At 47.9% G+C, this 24,573-nt stretch carries 24 protein-coding genes; 18 read left to right on the top strand and 6 right to left on the bottom strand.

What is annotated here, in order from left to right; genetic code table 11:
* Positions 1-356 precede the first annotated feature (356 nt).
* Genes OIR97_RS12135 through OIR97_RS12075 form a run of 13 tightly spaced genes read left to right on the top strand, consistent with a single transcriptional unit; the run spans position 357 to position 11,584 of the window.
* Entirely contained in the window at positions 357-545 is a 189-nt protein-coding gene (locus OIR97_RS12135) for a Flp family type IVb pilin (RefSeq protein ID WP_181017954.1), read from the top strand.
* Positions 546-567: 22 nt separating this feature from the next.
* Positions 568-1,089: an A24 family peptidase gene (locus OIR97_RS12130; RefSeq protein WP_169545972.1), complete on the top strand. Its 522-nt coding sequence runs from the start codon at positions 568-570 to the stop codon at positions 1,087-1,089.
* A 6-nt stretch (positions 1,090-1,095) separates the two neighbouring features.
* On the top strand, positions 1,096-1,938 hold the full coding sequence (locus OIR97_RS12125; protein ID WP_169545971.1) for an RcpC/CpaB family pilus assembly protein: 843 nt from the start codon (positions 1,096-1,098) through the stop codon (positions 1,936-1,938).
* Entirely contained in the window at positions 1,935-3,302 is a 1,368-nt protein-coding gene (locus tag OIR97_RS12120) for a type II and III secretion system protein family protein (RefSeq protein ID WP_169545970.1), read from the top strand. The genes OIR97_RS12125 and OIR97_RS12120 overlap by 4 nt, the downstream gene beginning before the upstream one ends.
* Before the next feature lie 19 nt (positions 3,303-3,321).
* Positions 3,322-3,948 (top strand): hypothetical protein, encoded by a 627-nt coding sequence (locus OIR97_RS12115; RefSeq protein WP_169545969.1) that lies wholly within the window; start codon positions 3,322-3,324, stop codon positions 3,946-3,948.
* Complete coding sequence (locus tag OIR97_RS12110) at positions 3,945-5,177, top strand: AAA family ATPase (RefSeq protein ID WP_169545968.1); 1,233 nt, start codon at positions 3,945-3,947, stop codon at positions 5,175-5,177. Before OIR97_RS12115 ends, OIR97_RS12110 begins: the two co-directional genes overlap by 4 nt.
* The gene (locus OIR97_RS12105) at positions 5,158-6,543 is read left to right on the top strand and encodes a CpaF family protein (RefSeq protein ID WP_169545967.1); all 1,386 of its coding nucleotides are present in this window, start codon (positions 5,158-5,160) and stop codon (positions 6,541-6,543) included. Before OIR97_RS12110 ends, OIR97_RS12105 begins: the two co-directional genes overlap by 20 nt.
* Positions 6,544-6,578: 35 nt before the next feature.
* On the top strand, positions 6,579-7,454 hold the full coding sequence (locus OIR97_RS12100; protein ID WP_169545966.1) for a type II secretion system F family protein: 876 nt from the start codon (positions 6,579-6,581) through the stop codon (positions 7,452-7,454).
* Entirely contained in the window at positions 7,451-8,455 is a 1,005-nt protein-coding gene (locus OIR97_RS12095) for a type II secretion system F family protein (RefSeq protein ID WP_169545965.1), read from the top strand. Before OIR97_RS12100 ends, OIR97_RS12095 begins: the two co-directional genes overlap by 4 nt.
* The gene (locus OIR97_RS12090) at positions 8,455-9,258 is read left to right on the top strand and encodes a tetratricopeptide repeat protein (RefSeq protein WP_169545964.1); all 804 of its coding nucleotides are present in this window, start codon (positions 8,455-8,457) and stop codon (positions 9,256-9,258) included. The genes OIR97_RS12095 and OIR97_RS12090 overlap by 1 nt, the downstream gene beginning before the upstream one ends.
* Positions 9,255-9,713, top strand: a complete 459-nt coding sequence (locus tag OIR97_RS12085) for a TadE/TadG family type IV pilus assembly protein (RefSeq protein ID WP_169545963.1) — start codon at positions 9,255-9,257, stop codon at positions 9,711-9,713. The genes OIR97_RS12090 and OIR97_RS12085 overlap by 4 nt, the downstream gene beginning before the upstream one ends.
* The gene (locus OIR97_RS12080; RefSeq protein WP_169545962.1) at positions 9,710-10,258 is read left to right on the top strand and encodes a TadE/TadG family type IV pilus assembly protein; all 549 of its coding nucleotides are present in this window, start codon (positions 9,710-9,712) and stop codon (positions 10,256-10,258) included. Before OIR97_RS12085 ends, OIR97_RS12080 begins: the two co-directional genes overlap by 4 nt.
* A gap of 6 nt (positions 10,259-10,264) precedes the next feature.
* Positions 10,265-11,584, top strand: a complete 1,320-nt coding sequence (locus OIR97_RS12075) for a TadE/TadG family type IV pilus assembly protein (protein WP_169545961.1) — start codon at positions 10,265-10,267, stop codon at positions 11,582-11,584.
* Here the strand turns inward: OIR97_RS12075 and OIR97_RS12070 are convergent.
* The gene (locus tag OIR97_RS12070; protein WP_169545960.1) at positions 11,581-12,264 is read right to left on the bottom strand and encodes an ArsR/SmtB family transcription factor; all 684 of its coding nucleotides are present in this window, start codon (positions 12,262-12,264) and stop codon (positions 11,581-11,583) included. The two genes, OIR97_RS12075 and OIR97_RS12070, sit on opposite strands and share 4 nt — an antisense overlap.
* A gap of 155 nt (positions 12,265-12,419) precedes the next feature.
* Here OIR97_RS12070 and OIR97_RS12065 point away from each other — a divergent pair, with 155 nt between their 5' ends.
* Both OIR97_RS12065 and OIR97_RS12060 read left to right on the top strand, forming a co-directional pair.
* A complete protein-coding gene (locus OIR97_RS12065) occupies positions 12,420-12,743 on the top strand; it encodes an NIPSNAP family protein (protein WP_169545959.1) in 324 nt (107 codons plus the stop codon).
* Positions 12,744-12,745: 2 nt separating this feature from the next.
* Positions 12,746-13,096, top strand: coding sequence for an antibiotic biosynthesis monooxygenase family protein (locus OIR97_RS12060; protein ID WP_169545958.1), 351 nt, complete (start codon positions 12,746-12,748; stop codon positions 13,094-13,096).
* Between the two features lie 49 nt (positions 13,097-13,145).
* On the opposite strand, the gene OIR97_RS12055 is transcribed toward OIR97_RS12060, so the two are convergent.
* The 4 genes from OIR97_RS12055 to OIR97_RS12040 form a co-directional block, all read right to left on the bottom strand.
* Complete coding sequence (locus OIR97_RS12055; RefSeq protein WP_169545957.1) at positions 13,146-14,042, bottom strand: DUF1853 family protein; 897 nt, start codon at positions 14,040-14,042, stop codon at positions 13,146-13,148.
* 25 nt (positions 14,043-14,067) lie between these two features.
* Positions 14,068-14,895, bottom strand: a complete 828-nt coding sequence (locus OIR97_RS12050; RefSeq protein WP_169545956.1) for a sulfite exporter TauE/SafE family protein — start codon at positions 14,893-14,895, stop codon at positions 14,068-14,070.
* Positions 14,896-15,338: 443 nt separating this feature from the next.
* Complete coding sequence (locus OIR97_RS12045) at positions 15,339-16,805, bottom strand: VWA domain-containing protein (protein ID WP_267177721.1); 1,467 nt, start codon at positions 16,803-16,805, stop codon at positions 15,339-15,341.
* Positions 16,805-17,743 (bottom strand): AAA family ATPase, encoded by a 939-nt coding sequence (locus tag OIR97_RS12040; protein WP_407696681.1) that lies wholly within the window; start codon positions 17,741-17,743, stop codon positions 16,805-16,807. The genes OIR97_RS12045 and OIR97_RS12040 overlap by 1 nt, the downstream gene beginning before the upstream one ends.
* 245 nt (positions 17,744-17,988) lie before the next feature.
* On the opposite strand from OIR97_RS12040, the gene alaS reads away from it, so the two are divergent.
* Positions 17,989-20,637 (top strand): alanine--tRNA ligase, encoded by a 2,649-nt coding sequence (alaS, locus tag OIR97_RS12035; protein WP_169545955.1) that lies wholly within the window; start codon positions 17,989-17,991, stop codon positions 20,635-20,637.
* Positions 20,638-20,982: 345 nt separating this feature from the next.
* Positions 20,983-21,957: a zinc metalloprotease HtpX gene (gene htpX / locus OIR97_RS12030; protein WP_169545954.1), complete on the top strand. Its 975-nt coding sequence runs from the start codon at positions 20,983-20,985 to the stop codon at positions 21,955-21,957.
* Here htpX and OIR97_RS12025 read toward each other — a convergent pair.
* Positions 21,954-22,586, bottom strand: a complete 633-nt coding sequence (locus tag OIR97_RS12025; protein ID WP_169545953.1) for a TetR/AcrR family transcriptional regulator — start codon at positions 22,584-22,586, stop codon at positions 21,954-21,956. The two genes, htpX and OIR97_RS12025, sit on opposite strands and share 4 nt — an antisense overlap.
* Before the next feature lie 133 nt (positions 22,587-22,719).
* On the opposite strand from OIR97_RS12025, the gene OIR97_RS12020 reads away from it, so the two are divergent.
* Positions 22,720-24,570, top strand: coding sequence for an AMP-binding protein (locus tag OIR97_RS12020; RefSeq protein WP_169545952.1), 1,851 nt, complete (start codon positions 22,720-22,722; stop codon positions 24,568-24,570).
* Positions 24,571-24,573 lie beyond the last annotated feature (3 nt).

Here is a 24,573-nt window from a genome sequence, read left to right as displayed (position 1 = left end):
AATGGTTCAATTATTATTTCCATATAAGGGTATACTTGACCATCTAATATGCCTTTTATTTTCACCCTTTAAATACCTTTCCGATAATAAATAACATTTTAATTCTCTTTTTTAGAAAAAAATTGATGACTCTTTAATATAAATTTTTTATATAAAATTTGATGATTCATTAGTTTGGTTGATTATATGGCGTTCTTTTTCAGGGTTTTTGCCAATATGCAGGCCTCTATTAGCCTAAGGCGTCGGGTCTTTTTTTCTGAATGCGATGAATTGTCTATACAGCTCTGCCTTTTAACAGCACAGACAGGTGTGCGGCATGGGCATAATAATAAAAAGCAATCAAGAGGTGATTTAATATGAATTTCATTAAGAGTTTTTATAAATGTGAAAGCGGCGTTACATCGGTGGAATATGCACTGCTCGCAGCAGCGGCGGCGGCTGTTGTCGGAACTGCGGGAAGTGCCTTTTATGGCCGTGTCAGCGAAGCCATGGGAAATATTCAGTTTGGTGGTGGTGCCGGTGGCGGCGCATCGAGTGGCGATTAACGGTTAAGGACGGACGGGGCCGATGCCGGAATCGCTAACTTTTCTCAAATTCATGACGTTTTTGATACCCATCATTGCAATCTTTCTCCTTTGCTTTGCTGGCGTCATGGATTTGCGGTTTCGGATTATACCGAACCGGGTATCGGTATTCCTGATTATTCTGTTTTTCAGTTTTTATGGTCTGTCAGCCCGTAAAATTGACCTGCCCCTTCATTTGTTATGGGGCGGTATTACTTTTTTATTTTTGCTCGGGTTATATGCCATCAACAGGCTTGGCGGCGGCGATGTAAAATTGTTGGCATCCGCTGCCCTATGGTGCGGGCCTATAGCGGGGCCAGAATTTTTACTGCTGACGAGTTTGTTCGGTGGCGTACTGGCGTTGGTTGCCATTTTTCCAATGTCTCAGGCGTTATGGGAGTGGGCAAAAATTCGGTTCAATTTGTCCGAAAGCCTGTTCCTGTTTCCGAACCAATATTCGGTACCCTACGGTCTGGCCATCGCGGTCGGCGCCTCATACGGGATATGGCAAGCCTATGTGGTGTAATCGAAAATGAAGTCATTCATCTTTTTCTTTTGCTGCATCCTGTTCTTGGGCGCCGCCATATATTTGGGGTTTATGCTGCCCGGCTGGTCGCATGTAATTGCACCGACACGGGCAAACAACCAGATCACTCAGTTAGAGAAGCTGGCGGTGGTGACAGAAGATATGGCGCCCGGCAGCATTCTTGGCATTGACAGTTTATCTGGATCACGTCGGCCCGACCCAACCCATAAATTCTATCTGTTGAGCGATGTTGAAGCGCGCGTGGATCGATATTTTTCTGTTAATGCCGCCCTTTTCCGCGGGGAGCCAATACCGGTTGGCGCAATCACCTGGATTTCCGAAAATGAGTTTCTTCGAAAAACCCTCCGAGCAGGGCATCAGGCGCTCTCTTTGAGTGGCCGTGAAGTGGCGCTGAACCGGGCTGATATTAATCCGGGAGACTATCTGGATCTTTATCTTACGGTTGCGTTGAACGGTCAGACACCGAAAACAGAAACTGTCCTGCTCGCATCCAATATCCGCGTTCTTAAAACCTATCCTGAAACCACCGCGGACGTGGGTCGCCTGTCCGATTTAACCGTAGAAATACCGGACGGGCAAGTCACGACCTTTCAGAACTGGAAGACACGGGGGCAACTGTCAGTGTCGGTTTTACCGAATAGTCAAACACCGCAGGGGCACGCAAACAAGCAGCAGATCATTTCGGCATCTCTTCAGCGGTTGCAAAAATCATTGGAAGCCCTCGTTCAGCCTGCAAATATCCCGGCTCGACCTATTATTATCCAACGGGGTCAGGATCGGTTTGTTTTTGAAAGACAGCCTGATCTGAAGCGAGGAATAAGCCAATGAGGATGCGCCTGCTTCTGACAATATTTCTGTTTTTTTCCTGTATGGTCGGGGTTCAGGCGCGTCCGACCCTTTATCTGAATGTGAACGAGGGACATCTTCAAAAACCAAACCAGCCAGTACAGGATATTTTAATCACAAATCCGGAAATAGCGGACGTCCAGATTACACAGGGAAATGGACTTTTTATTTATGGAAAGATCCCGGGTGTTACCCACATCGTCGCGTTGGGGGCCGGGGACAAAATCTTGTTTGACCGAATAATCGAGGTGCAGCGAGATTTGGGACGCCTGAGAGCCGTGCTGAAAGCGGAGTTTCCCAATGAAAATATTGCGGTCTCTGTTTCGCCTGGGAGTTTGATGATGTCTGGGGAAGTGTCGGATCCTCAGATCATGGATCAAATGCTGTCTGTGGTGAAAGGTTATCTTGGCAAAGAGGAGACACTTATCAACAAGATGACGCTTGCCTCTGCATTGCAAGTGAACCTGAAGGTTCGAATTATGGAAATGAACCGAAGGGCAACCAAGGATCTGGGTATCAATTGGGATATTCTTCTAAAGCCTGGTTCATTTGCGATTGGATTGGTTGCTGGCCGCAACCCGCTTACGCTGAACGACTCGATTCTGCCGAAACTGGGGTTGAGCGGGCAGGGTAGTAGTGGGCTAATTGGGCTGGACGGAAGTTCGGGAAGTCTGAATGCGGTGATTGATGCGATGGTTGAAGATAACCTCGTGACGGTTCTGGCAGAGCCAAATCTGACCTCACGATCGGGAAAAACGGCCAGTTTCTTTGCGGGGGGCGAGTTTCCAATTCCTGTGGCGGCGTCTAACGATCGCATTACTGTCGAATTTAAAAAATTCGGCGTCATTCTCGATATGACCCCAACGGTGCTGTCAAATAATCGTATCCGCCTGCATATTCGCCCGGAGGTAAGCGAATTGTCGACAGCGGGCGCAGTTGTCATTCAAGATATTACGGTTCCTGGAATTTCCATTCGACGAACCGAAGCAACAATCGAGCTGGCAAGCGGACAAAGCTTTTCAGTAGCGGGTTTGTTGCAAAACCAGCAACGAAATCTGGTGAGCGAGGTCCCGTGGTTGGCCGATATCGATGTGTTGGGAGCCTTGTTTCGCTCTCAGAAATTTCAGAAATCTGAAACCGAGCTTGTGATGATTGCAACGGCCCATATCGTTCGGCCTCGGGATACAGATGACTTCAGATCTCCGCTGGAAGGGCTGAACCTATCGTCACCGGATGTTATTCAAAAGACTGGAAAACTGCTGAATGAACAATCTCCCGCGACGTTAAAACAACTTAATACGCCTTCCGGAAATTCCCCACCGAAGACACACGGATATATTTATTGAAGGGATATGAACGGTGATTATGGGATTAACACGATCTAGGAAAACGGCGTCGGGCTATGTCCTTGTCCTGACCCTATTATTAGCGGGATGTTTACCAGACAAAAGACCCTCACAGATATTTCGAAGTTCAACAGTATATCCGACATTGGTTCAGACTATATCAGAGGAGGCTTTTTATTTTCGTGGTATCGATAAAGAGTATGTCACCGCGCAGTCTGTCTCGTTCACTGATTATTTTGGCAACCTTGATCAAACAAATATCCATCAGATTATACTTATTCCGCAATCAGACTGGCATAAGCAGGAAATGTCCAGACGGATGGTCGGAACGATCGAGGCGACGAAATTCAGGAAGCCTGTATATCTTGGCATGATTGACAGGCAGCAGGGGCTATATGCTTTCAAGATGCAGGTAACCCGGCTGGGGCTTTCCACTGATTTATGCAACGTCCATTTTGGTTCAGGTCAATCAGGGTGTGCGGTGGCCGCCAATCGCGCCTTGATTTTGGCGGACCCTGCAGAACTGCTTAGAGGGAGGCGCCTTGCGAACCCATTGGGGGTATTCGAAGAAAAAACAGTGCTGGATGCAAAAATGGACAAAGTGCGTCCGTTAGGAAGCCAGAACATGTCGGTGAACGACCAATGAGGCCAGAGAATTTCAAAACGCCGGACAACCAGATCGAGACCATACAGGCTTTTGTTCACGATAGCGCTGCGGAAGGGCAGCTCAAATCCTGTTTTGAGGCTTTTGACCTGACAAATTATCAAATAATGCAGGGTGGATTGGAAGATGCCATCAGGGTGTTTCGGGAGGAACCCTCTCCTTCGCTATTGATTGTTGATATTTCACATTCCGATATGCCTTTGTCAGGCATGGAAGAGTTGGCAAAAGTCTGTGCTCCTTATGTAAAAGTCTTGGCGATTGGCGTAGAAGACAAAGTGGGATTGTACCGAAATCTAATCATGCGCGGCGTTTCTGAGTATCTTGTAACGCCTTTGCCGCAGGAATTATTGCAGGCGACGATCTCTAAAATTGCACTGGGATCGCCCGCCTCTGCATCTGATCCCAAAGCCGGAAAAGTTCTGGGCGTATTTCATGCCAGCGGGGGGGCAGGGGCAACAACGATTGCGTGTTCGTTATCGCATGTTTTGTCAGCGGAATTCGGTCGGCGAATAATGTTATTGGATTTGGATGTCGGGTCGGGAGGCGCAAGCCTGCTTTTCGGACTCAATGGGAATAAAGGGGCGGCTGATCTTTTTAAACATCCTGAACGCATGGATGATTTACTCGTGCAGCGCGCGGCCCAGCAGATAAATCCAAGGCTGGAATTTTTGGGAAGCTCTGAAGTAACGGTCAATTCTTCGAATTTTTCAGAGGAAGAATATGCGGCATTACTGGGCGTTTTAAAACCAAAATACCATTATGTTATTTTGGACGTTCCATACCATTTGGCGCAAACCGGTTTAACGCCAGTAAGGCTATGTGATCATGGCCTTTTTATCGTTGAACCGAGCATACAGTCCATTCGAAATACAAAAAAAATAATGGATTATTGTTCTAACGATTTGGGGCACCCGTTTCAGATGACGGTTATTTTAAATCACAGCAGGCCTCTAAAAAAATCAGGGCCGGCTTTAGATCAAATCGAAGCTTATTTAGAAAGACAGATTGATCACATTATTCCGTTTGACGCCGCGTCTGTCGGACAGGCAGAGCTGAACGCAGTTCCTCCGAGCCAGATAAAAGGTAAATTTTCACACCAGGTTATGCTTCTGGCAGGCCGATTGAGTGGGCAGGAATTAAAGAACGAGAAGCATTCTGTTTTCTCATTTTTCAAAGGAAGGCAGGGGATGCATGTTCGGAAGAAAAAATGAAACTGACCCGGAGACAGGATTTCGGGGGTTGCAGGACGAAGCGCAAGACTGGATTGGAGCCCCGCTGGAAGGTAATTCAGACAGGGTCACATCAGCGAAGTCCATTGTCGACCCTGAGCTTAGTGCCCTTGTTCGGGAGCAGTTTTTTAAGATAATCAATCCTGCAATAGCGCTCGCGTTACCAAAGGAAAGCTTATCAATCAAGGTGATTGAAGCCGTTGCAAAAATTGTGGATCAGCAAAAAGTTCCCTTGAATTGGCAAGAACAAAGTCAGATCGCGACTGAACTACTGAACGATCTGATTGGTTTGGGGCCAATTGAAGCCCTGTTACAGAATGAGAGTGTCACGGACATCCTCGTCAATGGCCCGGATACCATCTTTATTGAGAAAAACGGGCAGTTGGAACAGACGGATTTATCTTTCCGTGACGAGGCTCATCTCTTGCAGGTCGCTCGGCGGATCGCTATTTCGGCGGGTCGCCGCATTGACGAAAGTAGCCCAATGGTGGATGCCCGTTTGGTCGATGGAAGCCGTGTCAATATCATCATTCCACCGCTTTCTGTTTGTGGAACGGTTATTTCAATTCGAAAATTTCCATCCAAGCAGATCAATCTGTCTTCTTTGGTTCAAAAAACGAGCCTGACGGAATTGATGGCGGACTTTCTGAAAATTGCTGCAAAAGCTCATTTGAATATTCTGATTTCTGGTGGAACGGGTGCCGGGAAAACAACAGTTCTTAATGCCCTTTCCGGAGAGATTGGCGTGACAGAACGGGTTGTCACTATTGAAGACGCGGCAGAGATCGATTTGCAGCAACCTCATGTAATCAGTCTTGAAACACGTCAGAAAAACTCTGAAGGGGCAGGTGAAGTCTGTCAAAGGGACCTGTTGAGAAATGCCTTAAGGATGCGGCCGGACAGGATCATCATTGGGGAAGTCAGAGGGAATGAAGTGCATGAAATGCTTCAGGCGATGAATACGGGGCATGATGGTTCCATGTCGACAATTCATGCAAACTCTGCGCGGGATGCCCTCTTGAGGGTTGAAGATTTGTTGTTGTCCTATCAACAGAATTTCAATGCGGGCGCGGTTAAACGACAGATCGCTTCTGCACTGGACCTGATCGTCCATGTTGCCAGAGATTATACGGGTCACCGGTATATTCACTCAATTACAGAAGTCAGCGGTCTTGAAGGGGATGTGATCACAACTCAGGATCTGTTTACTTTTGAGCGAACTACCGGCGGAGATGAAGGGATTTTTGAAGGTGATTTCGTGTTTTCCAAAATTCGGCCTTGCTGTGAAGCCAAAGTTCGGCGGTACCATTTAGGAGACGCACTGGAAAAGGTCCTGAATAACGGATGACCCAATTTCTCAGCATATATGGAGCCATATTTCTGATGGGTTTTTTTATACTAGGGGGAGGTGCCTTCTTGTTTGCAGCCCTGCGAAGTCACAAAAACGCCCGATATCAGAAGATCAATAAGCGTTTGACGGCTAATCGGCAGGGTGTTGTGAAAAAAAAGGAAAATTTGGCCTTGGTATCCGGGCCACTAAAAAACACTGGCTTTGACGTGCTCGTTTCTCTGAATTTCTATGCGTGGCTCTTATGTGCTATTGGGGCGGCCGCCCTTCTTTTTACACCTTCTTCGGCCCATTGGGTGTTCTTAAGTGTCATCTGCTGGACCATTGGGGGTGGATATTTGCTAGTAACAAAACGCCAGTCTGCCCAAAGAGCGAAACAGTTGGGGGAACAATTCCCCGAGGCATTGGATCTTCTGGTGCGCGGCGCGCGGGTTGGCGTTTCCCTTGAACAGAATATTTGTGCTGTTGGCAATGAAATGCCAGAGCCCGTTTCCGGCCTGTTTAAACGAGTGAGCGAGTTGCTTGAAATCGGCGTTCCGTTTGAAGGATTGTTCGTTGAAATTCCGGTTAAGTTCCAGATACGGGAGTTTCGATATCTTGTTGCGACACTTTCCATACAACGTAAAAGTGGCGGTCAATATGGCGATACGCTAGAGAATTTGGCGCGTGTTCTACGTGAACGGCAGGAGCTGGATGAAAAGGTGAAATCAGTAACCGCTGAACCCCGGCTTGCTTCCAGCCTGATTGTGGGGATCGTTGGATTATCTGTCCTGATGCTGTATTTGACCAACCCTTCCCAGTTTGAGTTTCTGTTCCGTGACCCAAGTGGGCAGTCTATCCTGTTTTATAGTTTTACTAGCCTTTTACTTGGTGTGGTCAGCTTATACATACTGGTCAGGAGCGTGAAATGACCGAGGTATTTCTGTCATTAAAGGCAGGATTGCCTGTCCTTTTGGTAGTCGGAGGCTGCCTTGCGCTGGCAGGCTTCTTTCTTGCGAAAGGCGTGCAGAACAAGCGCCGGGAACGGTGGGCCTCTCGATTGAACGGATCGGTAGACTTTGGCCAGTTGGTCGCGTCTTATCAAAATATGCTCCCAAATACACCGCCTTATTTAATGGCAATGGGCGGCGGGTGGCGTAGCAGGCTGGACATTAAGATCAACAGCTTTCTATGGCAGAGTTCACAAAACCAGGATGCCACGCGCCTTGATATCAATTCTTTGTCCTTGCAGGATCACCGAACTGGAAAAAACAACGTCGTCATTCGCCCGGTGGTGCTGGGCCTTAGTATGGGGATGGTGAGCGCCGCTGTTTATATTTTAACCAACACAGTGGCAGGAGCCTTGCTCAGTGGTGGCCAGTCTTGGTTTATTGGATTGCTTTCTTTCGCAATCGCCGGATATTTTTTACCGGCAGGTATTGGGCTCATCCGGCAAAAACTCATACGCCAATCCATTGAACAAAGTGCGCCAGACGTTATTGACTTGTTGGTTCTCGCCGTTGAAGCGGGCATGTCATTTGATAGCGCTTTAAAACAGGTGAAAACCCATATTGTCCACTATTCGAAACACACGGCGGAGGCATTGGCGCTGTTGTCTGCTGAGCTTGCCCTTCTTCCGGATCGGAACCAGGCGTTTTCGGCGCTGGTGAAGCGAACGGGGTCCGACACCTTTCGTTACCTTGCTGTGGCGCTTTCCCAAGGCGAAAAATACGGGACGCCCATCGCAGCCTCCTTGGCAATTGTTGCTAAGGATAGTCGGAAGAAGACGTTTAATAGGCTGGATCGGAAAGCCGCAAGATTACCTGTGATTTTGAGTGTTCCTCTGATGCTGCTGATTTTGCCACCGGTCGTAGCCATTTCCGCGGGCCCTGGTTTTATGAATATGCTGCGAACAATCGGAGGGGCCGGATAATGCGTGTGTTGCTCTTGATTGTCAGTTTCTCCATTTTACTAGGGGGATGTTCAGGATTAGGGGCGACCAGTTCATCCCTTAAATCCAATCACCAAGAAGATAAGCTTCAGGGGGTGAAAGTCGCCAACGCCTTGCGTCAGAATGGGGATAAATACACATCACTCCTTTTATATCAGAAGTTACTGGAAAAAGACCCTGACAATGCGGATGCGCTGCAGTCTTCTGCCGAGTTGCTGTATGAATTGGGCTCTTATAATGAGGCGCTTTCCACTTATGAAAAGCTGTTATCTCAAAAAAAGGGTGACTGCGTTGTTTATTTGGGTCTGGCCCGGTTGTATTTACGGCAGGTGCGCCCTGCATCCGCAGTGATCGTATTACAGAAATGTTTGGGCCTGGAGGCTGAAAGCCGCAATGCGATGAAACTTTTGGCGATCAGCTTTGATCTGATGGGGCAATACGACCGATCGAAGCCATTATACGAACGGTCCCTGAAGGCAAATCCAACAGATGTCGCTTTGCAAAATAATTACGCTTTGTCTCTGCTTCAATCAGGCGACTTTCAACCTGCCATCGACATTCTTAGCGCTCTTGCATTTGGGGTTAATTCCAATGTTCGCATTCGTCAGAACCTGACCATTGCATATGTTCTAAGTGGGGATCAGGAGGCCGCGGTTCATGTGGCGTCACTGGACTATAGCCCCGACGAGATCAAACCCATGATTTCATACTATCAACTGGCAAGCCTCCATAAAAATGCATCAACGTTGAGGGCTCTTTTTGCTTATGGGAAGAGTTCGACATGACAGCGGTTGTCGCGAGGTCCATTACAAAATTCAGGCAGAACCGTCTTGGAATTTCTGCTTTGGAACTTGCCGGCATATGCCCATTTCTGGTGATCGTCAGTTTATTATTTGTTGATATTGGGCGAATTATGATTGTGGATGGCATTCTCCAATCTTCTCTTGGAACGCTGGTTCAACGGATCGGACCTCTTGATCAGGAACCTGATACGTCGTCCTTACAGGAGACGTTCATGTCTGTATTTGACGACTTGCACCAGTTCTGGGTCGATCCGCAAAAGATTGACCTCACTGTCACGCCCACTGATGATCAAAGCTTTCAACAGATATATGTCAAATATACGGTCGATCTCTCAACGCCACTGGTCACAAATCTGTTTGGGGATGCCCTTGTTCAGCGCAAGTTCATGTTGCCGCTGGCCTCGCCGCAGGGTCACCAGAAAGGTGAGGTCCATTGACCTGTCGGTTATTTTCCAATGAACAGGGCAGCGCGCTTGTGGAAACGGCTCTGCTACTACCAATATTAGTGCTTATTGTTTTTACAGGGCTGGATATTTTACGAACGATCCAGCTTATGCACCGCGTAGATCTTGTAACCAAAAGTTTAGGAGGCAGTCTTGCGATACGCGAGGAAGTGGACGACCAGGATATTGCCGATCTTGTACCTCAAATTCAGGCTTCATTGGGATATTACAAAAGGGATGTGCGCATCATGATAAGGGTCTCGTCAATCACGCTTGATCCTCTGAATGGTCGCGGCGAAAACTGGTCGACAGCAGTAGGTGAGCCTAATGTTTCCTGTGATCAGGACGGCACGTTTCCTTCCTATGCCGCGATTGATGGACAGGGAGTCTATTGGCCACAACAGGATTTTCTTGTTATTCGGACCTGCATTTCACCTGTGGATGATTTCTATCTGTCTTCTTATCGGGCGCATGGTCAGAAAAACTACGCGAGTATTTCCAGACATTCCGGCACTCCTGCCTTTAAGCACGGAGTGTAGCGACTGGTGATTAGTTTTCAGAGATTTGCAAGAGATAAACGGGGCGCACTGACAATCGTCTGGGTCGGGCTTTTTATAATGCTGGCCGGCGTTTTGTCGGTTGCGTTTGAATATACGCGTTACTATTCCGTCCATTCCAAGCTGACGGGGATTGTGAAAGATGCGAGCCTGCTTGCGGCTCAGAATTTGGACATTCTCGCTGATGACCATCTCTCGTCATTTGTTGAAGAATTTATCGGAACAGGTCTGACCGATAGTATGTTCCTGCTTTCAGATCCGACCGGATTAAAGATCGAGACTGTCTCCGTTAAACGGGCAAATGACCCGCGGCAAGTAATTGTTTCAGCAGAATTTTCATTGTCTTTGTCTTTGGGGGGTGGATTTACCGATGTGACGGATTTGTCCATTCAGGCACGTGCGCAATCCAAAGCGTCAACATTAAAGGCCGACATTGTCTTAGTAATGGACCGAAGCCTTGCAGCAGCAGATGCTGGACACCTTTCGCCTTTTAAAACAGCCGCGATGATGTGGCTCAGTCAAATTGCCGCCGTTCCGGAAAGGCAGGAGAGAATCAGAGTAGCCTTGCTTCCTGCGGTTGATCAATTGGTAAATGTGGGACCCTATGAAGACTGGGTTCCTCCTGGCAGCTGGCCTGATAATCTGCCTCCCACCGTACCGGGCACTGTTGCCTGGGCGGGACCTTTAATAGAACAGAGGTGGTGCGTTGGGATGCGCGGCGGAGAGGCGTCTGAAAATAATGAAGTGCCGACTGAGATGCCGTTTCCCCTGGTTCTATCAATCGAGACGAGAGCGCATGAGATTACTGGATTGCCGGAGTACTTTATTGCAACCCCGGAAGCCTGTCCTGCCGAGCCGGTATCGCCATTATCGTATCAGTACTCAATGGTGCGCGATAAGATCAGTCTGTTAGCAGGGCATGGAAATACGGACTTTGGGCGATCGTTAGTTTGGGCTGATCGATTATTGTCTGACCAATGGCAACTGCATTGGAGGAGTGAAGAGCGCACAGGGTCTTTGGATAAGGTTAGGAAAGTAGTTGTTTTGATGGTCGGTAGCGGTCTTGGTGAGCAGACGACGCAGGAAGTCTTTCGCCGGAAATGTAGCGAGATGAAAAATCAGGGAACTGACCTATATATTCTGGATTATCGCCTGTCGATGATTGAGGATCCCTTACTGTCAGAATGTGTGACGCACGGCGGACGATATTTTGAAATACCGGATGCAGGGGCACTCGGTCATCGCTTTGCGACGGTGTTGCAGTCCTTGCAAAAAGGGCGACTTACTTCATTGGATACAGTTTTCTAAGCATTTGCAAAGGTTTGCAGGAATTTTTTTTCGCCAGATACGGAAAACGAAATAATTCTGCTCCCCGTTTCCCGGCGCGCCCAGCCCTTTGATAGAATTTGCTGCAACAAGGCATCCCCCACACTTCCGGCAAGATGGCTTCGTCTTTCGCTCCAATCCAGACAAGATAGGCACATGGGTCGTCCGGGTTTTTCGATGTTGGCTGGGTCAATCCCGAAATCTATTAAAAAACGACGTCCTTTTTTTGTCAGATAAACCGTTTCAACATCCCCTTTGATCAGCTGTCGGGACGATAAGCCATCCATCAATTGAACCCCAAGCTCACCGGCCAAATGGTTGTAGCAAACTCTGGCATGTCGCAACGCGGGGTCTTTTGGACCGGTGCGAACGCGGGTAAACCCTTTTTTGTCTGCATATCCGAGGAGAGTTTCCAGTAAGTGCGCAATGTCATCATCCGCAAGGGCAAAATATTTGTGCCGCCCCTGTTTTCGTGGGATCAGCATACCGTTCGTTTGAAGTTGTTTCAGATGGCTGGTTGCGGTTTGTGGTGTGATCCCGGCAACGTTGGCAAGTTCGGTTGCCGTCAGAGCTTTTCCGCTCATTAATGCCGTCAGCATATTTGCCCGTGCCGGGTCACCGATCAGCGATCCAATGAGAGCAATATCAGGTCCTTCTTTCATTATGCCTCCTCCGAAATCAAAGGTTGACGGGTTTGATATATTTATTTGGCGTTTAAGGGAAAAGGAAAGGAAACATCACATAGTTCGATCATAATCGAAGCATTATCCCTGATCAATATGGCAAAAAGTGACGGTATATTTTTAGGAGAGATTTTATGATTACCTGCTTTATTCGCTACCAGATTGACCCCACAAAAAAAGAATTATTTGAACAATATGCCCGAAATTGGGGACAAGCCATTCCCCGATGTGGTGCTAATCTAATTGGGTACTATTCGCCGTATGAAGGGTCGAGTAGTCTTGCCTATGGTGTCTATTCAATTGAAAATCTGGCGGAATATGAGGCCTACCGTGCCCGTTTAATGTCTGATAAATTAGGAAAAGAAAACTACGAATTTGCTCAACGGGAAAAGTTTTTAATCAAGGAAGATAGAACCTTTTTGAAACTTGCTTCGGGACCGCATGGAATTGGAGAGTAGGAATGATTGCAATTATATTTGAAGTCGAACCGAAGAACGAATTTAAAGATCAGTATCTGGATACAGCGGCCGATCTGCTTCCTGTGCTGAAAGAGATAAAGGGCTTTATTTCTGTTGAACGCTTTCAAAGCCTTACAAATCCCGGCAAGATTTTGTCATTGTCTTTTTTCGCAGATGAGGAAGCTGTAAACCAGTGGCGAAAAACAGAAGTACATCGTGAAGCCCAGTCCCTTGGACGGAATGTATTTTTCAGCAACTACCGTTTACGTATCGCAAGCGTTATAAGAGATTATGGCATGAACGAACGCGATCAGGCACCCAAGGACAGCAGCGAAAAACACGATAAAAAGTAACTTTTTTGGACGCGGCTTCTAAGCGATTATAGCCTGTTCGACAACGTCATTAGTCAGATTTTTGCCGCCAACCATCCGGCATAATAAATAGGGATGCATAAGCATTCGTGTTTGGATTGTGGGGAGGACGATAAGCATATAACACCGGGATATCTGATTGAGACAGGCTGTTTTCAGCGGCCTCAACAAGGGAAAAGGTCCTTGTGGGGTGGATCCATTCCCGTTGTTCAATTTGACTGAACCAACGGGGTTTAGCCCTGTGTGAAAATGAAACATCTCTGAATTTTGGAAGATTTTTTAGATCAGATATCTCGATCCACTGTCCTTTTTGGCAGGTGTGCGAAACAGAAACGGGATGAATAAATTCAGCCGAATGATGTGGGCTAAACAGCATTCCTTTAACGAACGGATAGGAAATGAGTTCGGTTGCTTCCATTGGGATAAGGCTCTGTTTTGCGGCCACTGTGTTGGCGAGTGGAAGCTGATGGTTTCTCAAGTGATCAAGTTTTCTTTTCAGCGTGTCCTTTTTTAACGGTCCAAACCAGTTGGCTTCTTCCTTTGCGTCGCCAATGGACGCATAGAATTTAACAGCAAGTTCCCAATGATATATTTGACCATCGAAAGAAAATATCAAATCCAGTTCGCCAACCGTCTGTTTTTCCGACTGTATTTGCAGGTTCTTTGATAGGATGGAAACGCTCGGTAAATGTGTCAGCCAGAAAAAGACTAAAAACTCGAAATAGGTGCCCAGCGTATGACGCTTAATATCTTGTAGATATAACGCAAGTGGCATTGGGTTCTGCCGTATTTTTTCAAGAAGGCGGTCAGTTTCGGCAAGTGATGCAAGATCCGGTTGGGGGGTGTCTTTCAAAATGAAGGGTGTTTTTATCACCCATTCAAGATCGCCAGCGAGAAAGGGAAGAGCGGCTTTGAGTTTGTCGTCCATTACATCGCCTCCAAAATGCATGGATCTACATTAAATCGTAGAACATGCGGATTGACGTCACGAACAGGAAGAACGCAAACAGTTTTTTGAGACGGTTTGTGTTGATGGAATGCGCGATATGGGCCCCAAGAGGCGCAAACAGAATGGTCATCGGGACGATTGCCAGAAAGCCCAGAATATTGACATAACCAATATTACCGGGCGGCAGATTGTCAGCCGAAAAGCCTGAGATCAAAAATCCGGTCGTTCCCGGAATGGCAATGATTAACCCAATGGCTGATGCCGTTCCAACAGCTTGACGGATGGGATATTTAAACAATGTCAAAATCGGAACGGTAAAGGTCCCGCCGCCAATGCCCATCATTGCAGAAAACCAACCAATAAAGACCCCAAGAAGCTCCTTTATGGGGGAGGAGGGAAGTGTGTCGGACAAATGAGCGTTTTCCGGCCTGAACGCCATATTCGCAGCGACAATCAACGCAAGAACAGCAAATACCAGGGTCAAGACAAAGGCGTCAGCAATGCTAGCGGCCCAGGTGCCACCCAGAACACCGATAAAGATGGCTGGTCCCCATCGTTTTAAGAGTGGCCAGTCGATTGCCCCTTTTTTGTGATGGGAGCGGGCCGAAGAGATGGATGTCAGTATAATGGTGGCAAGGGAAGTCCCGACGGCAACATGAATACGAACATCATTATCAACATCAAAAAAAGGAAGAATGTGGAACAGAACCGGGACAATCACAATTCCGCCGCCAACCCCCAATAGCCCCGCAAGAACGCCAGCGACGACGCCGGTGGAAATTAAGGCGACAACCAAACCAATAAGAAGAGGGAGTTCAATATTTTCGAACATTTAAAAACGGTTCCTGATTACGATACCATAGGGGCGCCTGTTGTTTGTTACCATTGACGCTATCAAAGGAACAGGAGAAATCGCCAGAATTTTTCTGTCAGGCGGAAAACTAGCGTGGTCTTGAAAAGCGCGAAGGCGCGTGCAGAAATGGCATGTCTGGCACTGGTGGTAGGGTTGAGCCGCGGGTGAAAGTTCGGTCCACGAAACGATTTTGGGGGCGGAATGTTGGTGTTGAAGAGTTTGACTGGCTAAGGGGAGGGAGGGTTCCTTCTCCTTTGTGCCGTTGATAAAAATCTCTTTTTGTTATTTTTTGCGCAGGATAGGTGATCGGCATGGTATCTAGTAGAATGCCAAATTCTTCCGTTGGAACGGCAGACTGGGCCAGTAAATAAGACGACGAAATTAAAACAGGTAAGAGGGACATATTGCACTGTTCCTGTCGCTTAACTGGATTTCAGGAGATCCCGGATCACCAGTTCAAGTTTGTTCAAAGAGTTGCAGACATCTGCTTTTGTACAATATGGGGCAATTTTCAACATTTCCGAGTCCCCACTTCCCCAAACACTTTTTCTTTCAGGATTGAGCCAGATCACTCGTTTCGCTCGGGCCTTGATTTCTTTCAGAATGTCGGTGCGGGGATCCGCGCCATTGGAACGACCATCACCGAGAATGATAACGGTGGTTCGGTTGTCAATTTCGTTGAAGACCAGCTCTTTGAAATCTTCCATGGCGCGCCCATAGTCAGTTGATCGTCCACCAAACATCTCGATCGCATGCGGGACGGCTTCTTCAGGACCATAACGATCGAAAAGATCCGTTATTTCCCCCAACGTTCCAGAAAAGGCGAAAGAGCGTACGTTGGGCAGGACTTCGTTCATGCTGTACAGAAACAGCAATAAAAAACGGGCGACAGAGGCAACAGAGCCGCTGACATCACAGACAGCAAGGACCTTCGGACGATCTTTTTCTTTTTGCTTCCAATGGGTTTCAAACAACAAACCATCATAAGCAACATTTCGCCGCATGGTTTTCCGGATATCCAGATGGCCCCGGTTTTTCACCTTTTTTACCCGCGAGTTCATATCTGTCAGGCGCTTGGCCATCCGCCGAACCATTTCTCGCATGAGGCGGAAATCGCGGGTTTCAATATTTGATAATTTTACTTTCTTGAGGATATCCTGTCGGAACTGATTGCCTTTGCCATCAGCCGTCAGTGCCAATTGACGTTCGACCATATCCCGGACGGCATCAAAAAGAAGATCAAGGCGGGTTGCCAATGCGTCGGCCCGTTCATCGTCTCCATCCCGGCGGCGATCATTGATCTCCTGATTGACATCATTGAGGCCCATTTCTTCCATGATACGGCGCGAAAAAAGACCACGCTGTGTCATCAGGACAATGCTTGAAAGGTTGACCCGTTCAGCGGCGGCCGTCATTGCCATGCTGAGTTCCGTGCGGTCCCCTTGTTCCAGCATTTCAAGTAGGCTTCTAGGGACGCCACCTGCATTGCCATCGGCAGGTTCAGTGCTTTCTCCGCCGCCACTTCCCGAACCATCACTTCCGCCTGCTGGTGGGGGCGGTAAATCACTCAGGGTTTCCAGCGTTGACTGAGTTTCTTCGTTTTCTGCAGCATTTTGCGGGTCGTCAGATTGCCCGCTGTCTTCTTCGCCGGTCTGCTCTGTCAGGTTGATATTGACGTTGCTTGTAAAAAACTGGTCGAAACAGCGATCAAAGCTTTCCATCTCATCGACAGTTTTGGCCATGACTTGAGACAGTGCGGCCTTGAGTAAATCTCTGTCTTCATAGCCCAATAACTGGATGGTACGACCCGCATCGAGGGCTTCGCCTATGGAAACCGGGACGTCAGAATAACGCAGCATGTCAACGAATTCAGCAAGTGGCCGGTCCATTAGCGGTTTGCCTTTTTAGCCTCGATAACCATTTTGGGGACTTCACTATCGATATTGTCGATATCGTCCTCAAATTTGAGAAGCATGTTCAGGGTGTTCCGAACCAGTTCCGTGTCAAGTTGCTCGGCATGTAAAAGCAATAGGGTTCTGGCCCAATCGATCGTTTCACTTACCGCAGGCAGCTTTTTCAAGTCCTGAGTCCGAAGCTGCTGCACAAATGAGACCAGCTGATGACGCAAATTTTCGTCCAACTCTGGCACTCGGGCCTGAATGATCTGGCGCTCTCGCGCACTATCAGGAAAGGGAATATATAAATGCAGGCAGCGACGTTTAAGGGCATCCCCCATTTCCCGGCTGTTGTTACTGGTCAGGAATACGATGGGTTTTGTTTTTGCTTTGATCGTTCCGATTTCCGGGACTGTAATTTGATAATCTGAGAGTATTTCAAGCAGATAGGCTTCAAATTCGTGATCGGATTTATCGATTTCGTCAATCAGCAAAACAGATTGTTTTTCCGATTTCAGAGCTTGCAGTAAGGGCCGTGCCTCTAAAAACTGTTCAGAGAAAAAATGGTCGCCAAACTGGTGAAGTTTGTCCATCGACGCGTCCAGCCCTTGGGCGTCTTCCAGCAGGTCGCCCAGTTTCTCTTTCAGGATCTGTGTGTATAGAAGCTGCTTACCGTATTTCCATTCATATAGCGCCTTGGATTCGTCCAGACCTTCATAGCATTGAAGGCGGATGAGATCGGCATCAAATAACTCGGATGTGGCTTTTGCCAATTCAGTCTTACCCACGCCCGGAGGGCCTTCTACAAGGATTGGTTTGTCCAATTTCTGGGAAAGGTATATGGAGGTTGCGATATGTGTGTCACAGATGTAACCAGATTTTTCAAAACCCTGTTTAATCGTATCAATGGCCGCAGCGGGGTCTTTATCTATAAATGTCACGAAGTTCTTCCATCTCGTCTGGGGGCGATACGCCCTGACAGTATTTTTGTTTATTGTTGTGTCTAGAGTTACACACTCCATATCAGGAATAAGGGGGTAATGCCAGCTTTTAGGCGGCTGCCGTCTGGACATGACGATTGCAGCGCGGTAAAAGGCAAGGCTACCTGCTTCATCAGGTTTGTATTAATTTTCGCATGGATTTATGGGTCTGCCGCCAAGGCGACGGAGTTTACGATATGACAACAGCAAAAGAAATTCGCTCGGCTTTTTTGGACTATTTCGCCAGGAATGATCATGAAGTCGTCGCCAGTTCGCCGCTTGTGCCGCAGAACGACCCTACGTTGTTGTTTACAAACGCCGGCATGGTGCAGTTTAAAAATGTTTTTACTGGCCAGGAAAAACGGCCCTATGACCGCGCGGTGACAACGCAGAAATGTGTTCGTGCAGGCGGTAAGCATAATGACCTTGAAAATGTCGGTTATACCGCGCGCCACCATACATTCTTTGAAATGCTGGGAAATTTCTCATTTGGTGATTATTTCAAGGAAAATGCTATTGAGCTCGCTTGGAATTTGCTGACCCGTGAATATGGCCTACCGCAAGAAAAACTGCTGGTTACCGTCTATCACGACGATGAGGAAGCGGTTGATTTATGGAAGAAGATTGCCGGACTTAAAGACGATCGGATCATTCGAATTGCCACATCGGACAATTTTTGGTCCATGGGCGATACGGGGCCGTGTGGTCCATGTTCTGAAATTTTCTTTGATCATGGTGAAGGTATTCCCGGCGGACCTCCCGGATCACCGGATGAAGATGGTGATCGTTTTATCGAGATCTGGAACCTTGTTTTCATGCAGTTCGAACAGCAGGCCAATGGCGATCGCTTGAGCCTGCCGCGACCGTCAATTGACACTGGCATGGGACTGGAGCGGCTCGCCGCTGTTCTTCAGGGAAAGCATGACAATTATGATATCGATCTGATGCAGAAAATCATTCAGGCATCTGCAGAGATGTCGAATGTTGCTTCAGATGGAGAGTTTGCGGTTTCGCATCGGGTCATTGCTGATCACTTAAGGTCATCCTCTTTCTTGATCGCTGATGGTGTTCTCCCGTCCAATGAGGGGCGTGGATATGTTTTGCGACGGATCATGCGCCGGGCCATGCGCCATGCCCATATTCTGGGTGCAAAAGACCCACTGGTTTATAAACTTGTTCCTTCGCTGGTAGATGAAATGGGATCTGCTTTTCCGGAGTTGGAGCGCGCGCAATCACTTATCACTGAAACACTGAAGCTTGAAGAAACGCGGTTTAAGGAAACTCTGGGTCGTGGCCTTAAATTGTTGGGTGACGCCACGGACAAACTGGAGGAAGATGAAGCGTTGCCCGGAGATGTGGCGTTTAAACTCTATGATACCTTCGGTTTCCCGCTTGATCTGACCAAGGATATTCTGCGCGGTCAGGAACGGGATCTCGACGAAGCTGGTTTTGATGCCGCCATGCAAAAACAGAAAGACGCCGCCCGGGCCGCCTGGACAGGCTCTGGTGATGCCGCAACGGATCGGATCTGGTTTGATATTCATGACCGGGAAGGCGCAACCGAGTTTTTAGGCTATCAGACAAACACAGCTGAAGGTCAGGTGCAGGCGATTTTGGTCGACGGCAAAGAGGTGAGTGCCGCGGATGCAGGCACCGATGTTATGATTGTTCTGAACCAAACAGCCTTTTACGGTGAATCTGGTGGTCAGGAAGGGGATACTGGCGTTCTGGTTTCTGAGAGCGGTCTCAAGGTCATCATCAGGGATACACAGAAAAAAGAAAATCTGTTCATCCATATTGGGACCGTGGAAACGGGAAGTGTAAAAGTTGCTGATGTGGTCGAAACACAGGTAAATTCTGATCGTCGTGATCGTTTGCGGGCCCATCATTCTGCTACTCATTTGCTGCATGAAGCCTTGCGTCAGCGTCTTGGTGATCACGTAACACAAAAAGGCTCACTGGTCGCAGAGGATCGTCTGCGCTTTGATATTGCGCATCCACGCCCTGTGACTGAGGAACAGCTGCGTCTGGTCGAAAAAGATGTGAATGATCATATCCGCATCAATGCCGAGGTGGATGTTCATCTAACAACACCGGAAGAGGCGATAAAAGCCGGCGCAATGGCCTTATTTGGCGAAAAATACGGGGACGAAGTTCGCGTTGTTTCAATGGGCGGGCCCGATGCAAATAAAGGGGCTGGACAGTCTTATTCTACCGAACTTTGCGGCGGTACCCACGTTAAACGAACCGGGGACATTGGGTTTGTTAAGATTGTCAGTGAAGGAGGCCTGGCTGCGGGCGTTCGGCGGATTGAGGCAGTGGCAGGGGCCGCGGCTCTTGATTATGTGAACGAACGCGAACAGATCCTGAGTGACGCATCAGACGTTCTTAAAACATCGCCCGCCGAACTTGCAAGTCGCGTAAACGGCTTGGTTGAGGAACGCAAACGGCTGGAGAAAGAACTCAAGGAAACCCGCAAGAAACTTGCAACGGGTGGCGGTTCTGACCAGGCTGCGGAAAAAGTGGGTGATGTTTCTTTCGCCTCCCGTTTGCTGGAAGATGTCCCGCCTAAGGACTTGAAACCTATGGCGGATGAAATCAAGAAAACCCTGAAAAGTGGCGTGATCGTCTTGATTGCGGCTAATGACGGCAAAGCCTCCATCGTGGTTAGTGTGACAGAAGACCTGACAAGCCAGTTTAACGCGGTTGATCTTGTCCGTGTCGGGTCTGAAGCTCTTGGGGGTAAGGGCGGTGGTGGCCGCCCTGACATGGCGCAAGCGGGCGGCCCGGATGCTTCAAAGGCGGATCAGGCCATCGAGGCCATCAAACAGTTTCTTGTTGCCTGAGAATAAAAAAAGAAGCGGCGGAATAAATTCCGCCGCTTTGCTGTGTAGCAGGAACACAGACGCCTCCGAGAGACTTGCTCGGAACTTCTGCGATATTAGTTAAGTTTCAATATCTTGCAGAAGATACTTTACGCTTAATGACAAGCTAGGGCGGCGTTATGGCAAGAACAAGGATTTTTTAAGGCACTTATAAAGAAATGTCGCTTTCCGGTGATCTGTATCCGGGCGATGAATGTTGTCGAGTGATTTTTTTATTCTGGTTTGTGCGTCGCTTTATTGAATACATGCCGACAAAATAACATATACAAAAAAATGGAAATGTTTGTTTTGGGAATGGATTAGCACATGAATTTCGTCAAAACAGGAATGTTAATCGCGGTGATTACGGCCTTGTTTTTGGGCGTCGGTTTTATGATCGGCGGCGAACAGGGTATGATAATTGCGTTGATGATCGCAATCGGAATGAACGGTTTTGCTTACTGGAATTCCGACAAGATGGTTTTGCGGATGTATGGGGCAAGGGAAGTTGATCGGAACACCGCTCCAGAATTTGTGGGCCTTGTCGCGCAGCTTGCCAAGCGAGCTGATTTGCCGATGCCGCGGGTTTATATCATGGATAATCCGCAGCCTAATGCGTTTGCCACCGGCAGAAACCCCCAAAACGCAGCGGTGGCGGCGACCTCGGGCCTTCTGAAAATAATGACTAAAGAGGAACTGGCCGGTGTTATGGCACATGAACTGGCCCATATTAAAAACCGCGATACTTTAATCATGACAATTACGGCAACGATTGCCGGTGCGATCAGCATGTTGGCAAATTTCGCCCTGTTTTTTGGTGGGAACCGAAACAATAATATGGGAATTATCGGGACACTGGCCTTGATGATCATTGCGCCTTTTGCCGCCATGCTGGTGCAGATGGCAATAAGCCGAACCCGCGAATATTCAGCCGATAAGGCCGGAGGAGAAATTTGCGGTAATCCTGAATGGTTGGCGTCTGCGCTTTTAAAGCTGGAAAATGGAGCGGCCCGGGTGGAAAACCGTGTGGCAGAACAGAATCCTGCCTCAGCCAGTCTGTTTATTATCAATCCTTTGCACGGCAAAGGAGCGGACAGTTTATTCTCAACCCATCCAGCCACAGCAAATAGAGTGCGTAAACTGCGTGAAATGGCCGCTCATATTTTTAGGCAAGGTCCAATATCTTCCACGGCCAAACGTTCTGGCGCACCCGGTTCAACCGGGCGGTCGGCAGGGGCTGTCCCGCACACGCAAAGCCCGCCTTCCAAGACGGGTAGGGGAAAGAAAAAACCTTGGGATTAGTCCAGGTTTTTCGGGTTCTTGATCATGCCACGAGCAAGGAGACAGGCCATTAAGCGGACAAATTCTTCACGGCTTTTTCCCATCCGATAGGATTGCGGGGCGGAGGATTGAATCAGCCCAATCATTGCGTGTCCCATCAATTCCGGGTCAACATCATCGTAAAGCTCGTTATTTTCTTTTGCCTTTGACAGTACATTGATAAAGCCGGCGGCAAATTTGCTGCGGACAACCTTACTGGTGGAATCTGTTGGATCAAAAACCTTGGTGTCAACGAGTGCAGATCTGAGCAGACCCGGATTTTGTTCTGCAAATTCCTGAATGGCAGTAAGCGCGTATTGTAAATATTCTTCAAAATTATTGACCTCAGGAATTCGGTCCTGAACATACACGTGAAGGTCTTCCTGAGCCTCACTCGCGAAGGCGAGGAAGATTTCCCGCTTGTCATTGAAGTGGCTATAGAAGGTCCCATGCGCAACATCCGCCTCACGCGCAATGTCTTGCGGGCGCGTTTCATGGTAACCCCTCTGGATGAACAATTTGCGTGCCGCAGCCAGTAGCCGCTCTCGTTTTTCTGCCTTGCGTTTACTGGCACGATCAGTCGTGATTGGACTGTCTGCTGTATCCGTCATCGTTCGCTTTCCTTCGCATTATTATTTTTTTGCGGCTGACGCTGGAAATTCTGGTGACAATTTGTCAATATCCGTCAGATTAACAGTCTGCTAAAAAAAACTGAATAAAAAAATAATGGAGAAAACGTCCGGAATGACTCATTCAATCCCTTTCAGGAAACTTGATCGACCTTTGCCAGACATTTCCGTAATTAAGTCAACGGACGGCTCTTATAGGATAAAAAGCAATATTGCAATTGGCGACTATGAAAAAAATGCAGCTGCTTACTGGGTGCAGGCCGCAGAAGAGTTTCCGGATCGTGATTTTCTGGTCAAATGCAGTGAAGCAGAAGATTGGCCCCGTTTGACCTATGGTGAGGCAAAAGTAAAAGCTGATCAGGTCAGCACTTGGCTCATTGAAAATGGATATGACACAACGACGCCCATTATGATCCTGTCGGGAAATAGTTTTGCACATGCCCTTTTATCAATGGGGGCGTTACAAATTGGCGTTCCGATTATACCTGTATCGCCGTCTTATTCACTGATGACCGGAGATTATTCCAAGTTAAAATATGCGATTGAGCTGACCGATCCAAAGATGATCTTCGCGGAAAGTGGCACCGTTTTTAAAGGGGCGATCGATGCGATCCGGGCGGATAGTCTGGATATTGTAACCGTTGAAGATACCCCTGACGGGGCCGTCAATTTTGAAGCACTTTTTATTGCGGTAAACGAAAAGACTGTTCAGAAGGCATTCAACCGTGTCAACGAGCAAACTCTTGCTAAGATATTGTTCACATCAGGATCGACGGGAATGCCAAAAGCGGTCCCTAATACACACCTGATGATCTGCTCCTCCCAAAAAATGCACGAATTGATTTCAGAGCCAAAAGACCCGATCAACAACCCGACAATTGTTCTTGATTGGTTGCCTTGGCATCACACATATGGCGGAAATGTCAATTTCTTTGGCATCATGCGACAGGTTGGAACCATGTATCTGGATGATGGTAAGCCGATTCCGGGGCTGTTTCAAAGAACGATTGAGAATTTGAAGCGGGTCAAACCGACACGGTTCAGCAGTGTTCCGACAGCTTTCAGTTTTCTTCTAGATGCTATGGAGCAAGATGACGACTTTGCAAAAACCTTTTTGGAACAGGTCAGGATTTGCAGCTATGGAGGCGCGGCTCTATCACAGGAATTATTTGAAAGAATGCAGGTTCTTTCCATTCGGCATATTGGGATGAGAATGCCGTTTGGCACTGGCTGGGGTTCGACTGAAACCACAGGAACAGGAACGGCCGTGTTCTGGGAAACTGACAAGGTTGGGCTTATTGGGGTGCCGTATTCTGGTGTAGAAATAAAACTGGTGCCGGTTTCTGACAAGTTTGAAATTCGCATCAAAGGGCCACATGTCCACACCGAATATTATAAGCGGCCAGATTTGACAGATCTGTATTTTGACGAAGAAGGGTTTTATATCATTGGGGATGCGGTTAAGTTTGAGGATCCGGAAAATCTGGAGCAGGGACTGGTTTTCAGTGGCCGGGTATCTGAAGACTTCAAACTTGCAAACGGAACTTGGGTTGAAACGGGTTCACTCCGTCTGTCCTTGATCGATGCGCTGGATCCGCTTGCCCGTGATATTGTCATTGCTGGTCATGATAAGGAATATCTGTCTATACTCGTGGTTCCGTCAGAAGGTGTGATGGCACGGGCGCAGTCTTTTGGACATCCCACGGATGGGAGTGCGCCGCTCATTCTAAACGATGATCTGATAGAAGAGATCGCTCAGAAGGTTCGTGTTCATAATAGTAGGAATTCAGCAAAAAGCCGATTTGTAGGGGCTGTTGCCGTTCTGGGAACGCCCCTTAGCGTTGATCGGAACGAGATCACAGACAAGCAATATATTAACCAGTCAGCTGTTTTGGAAAATCGATCTCAGATTGTGAAACAGCTTTACCAGGATACCCCAACCCCCGGGGTCCTTTCATTTAAATAAATA

The sequence above is a fragment of the Sneathiella aquimaris genome (assembly GCF_026409565.1).
Classification (GTDB): domain Bacteria; phylum Pseudomonadota; class Alphaproteobacteria; order Sneathiellales; family Sneathiellaceae; genus Sneathiella; species Sneathiella aquimaris.
The sequence above is the reverse complement of the archived record's forward strand: the minus strand, read 5'-3'. Positions and strand labels throughout refer to the sequence as shown.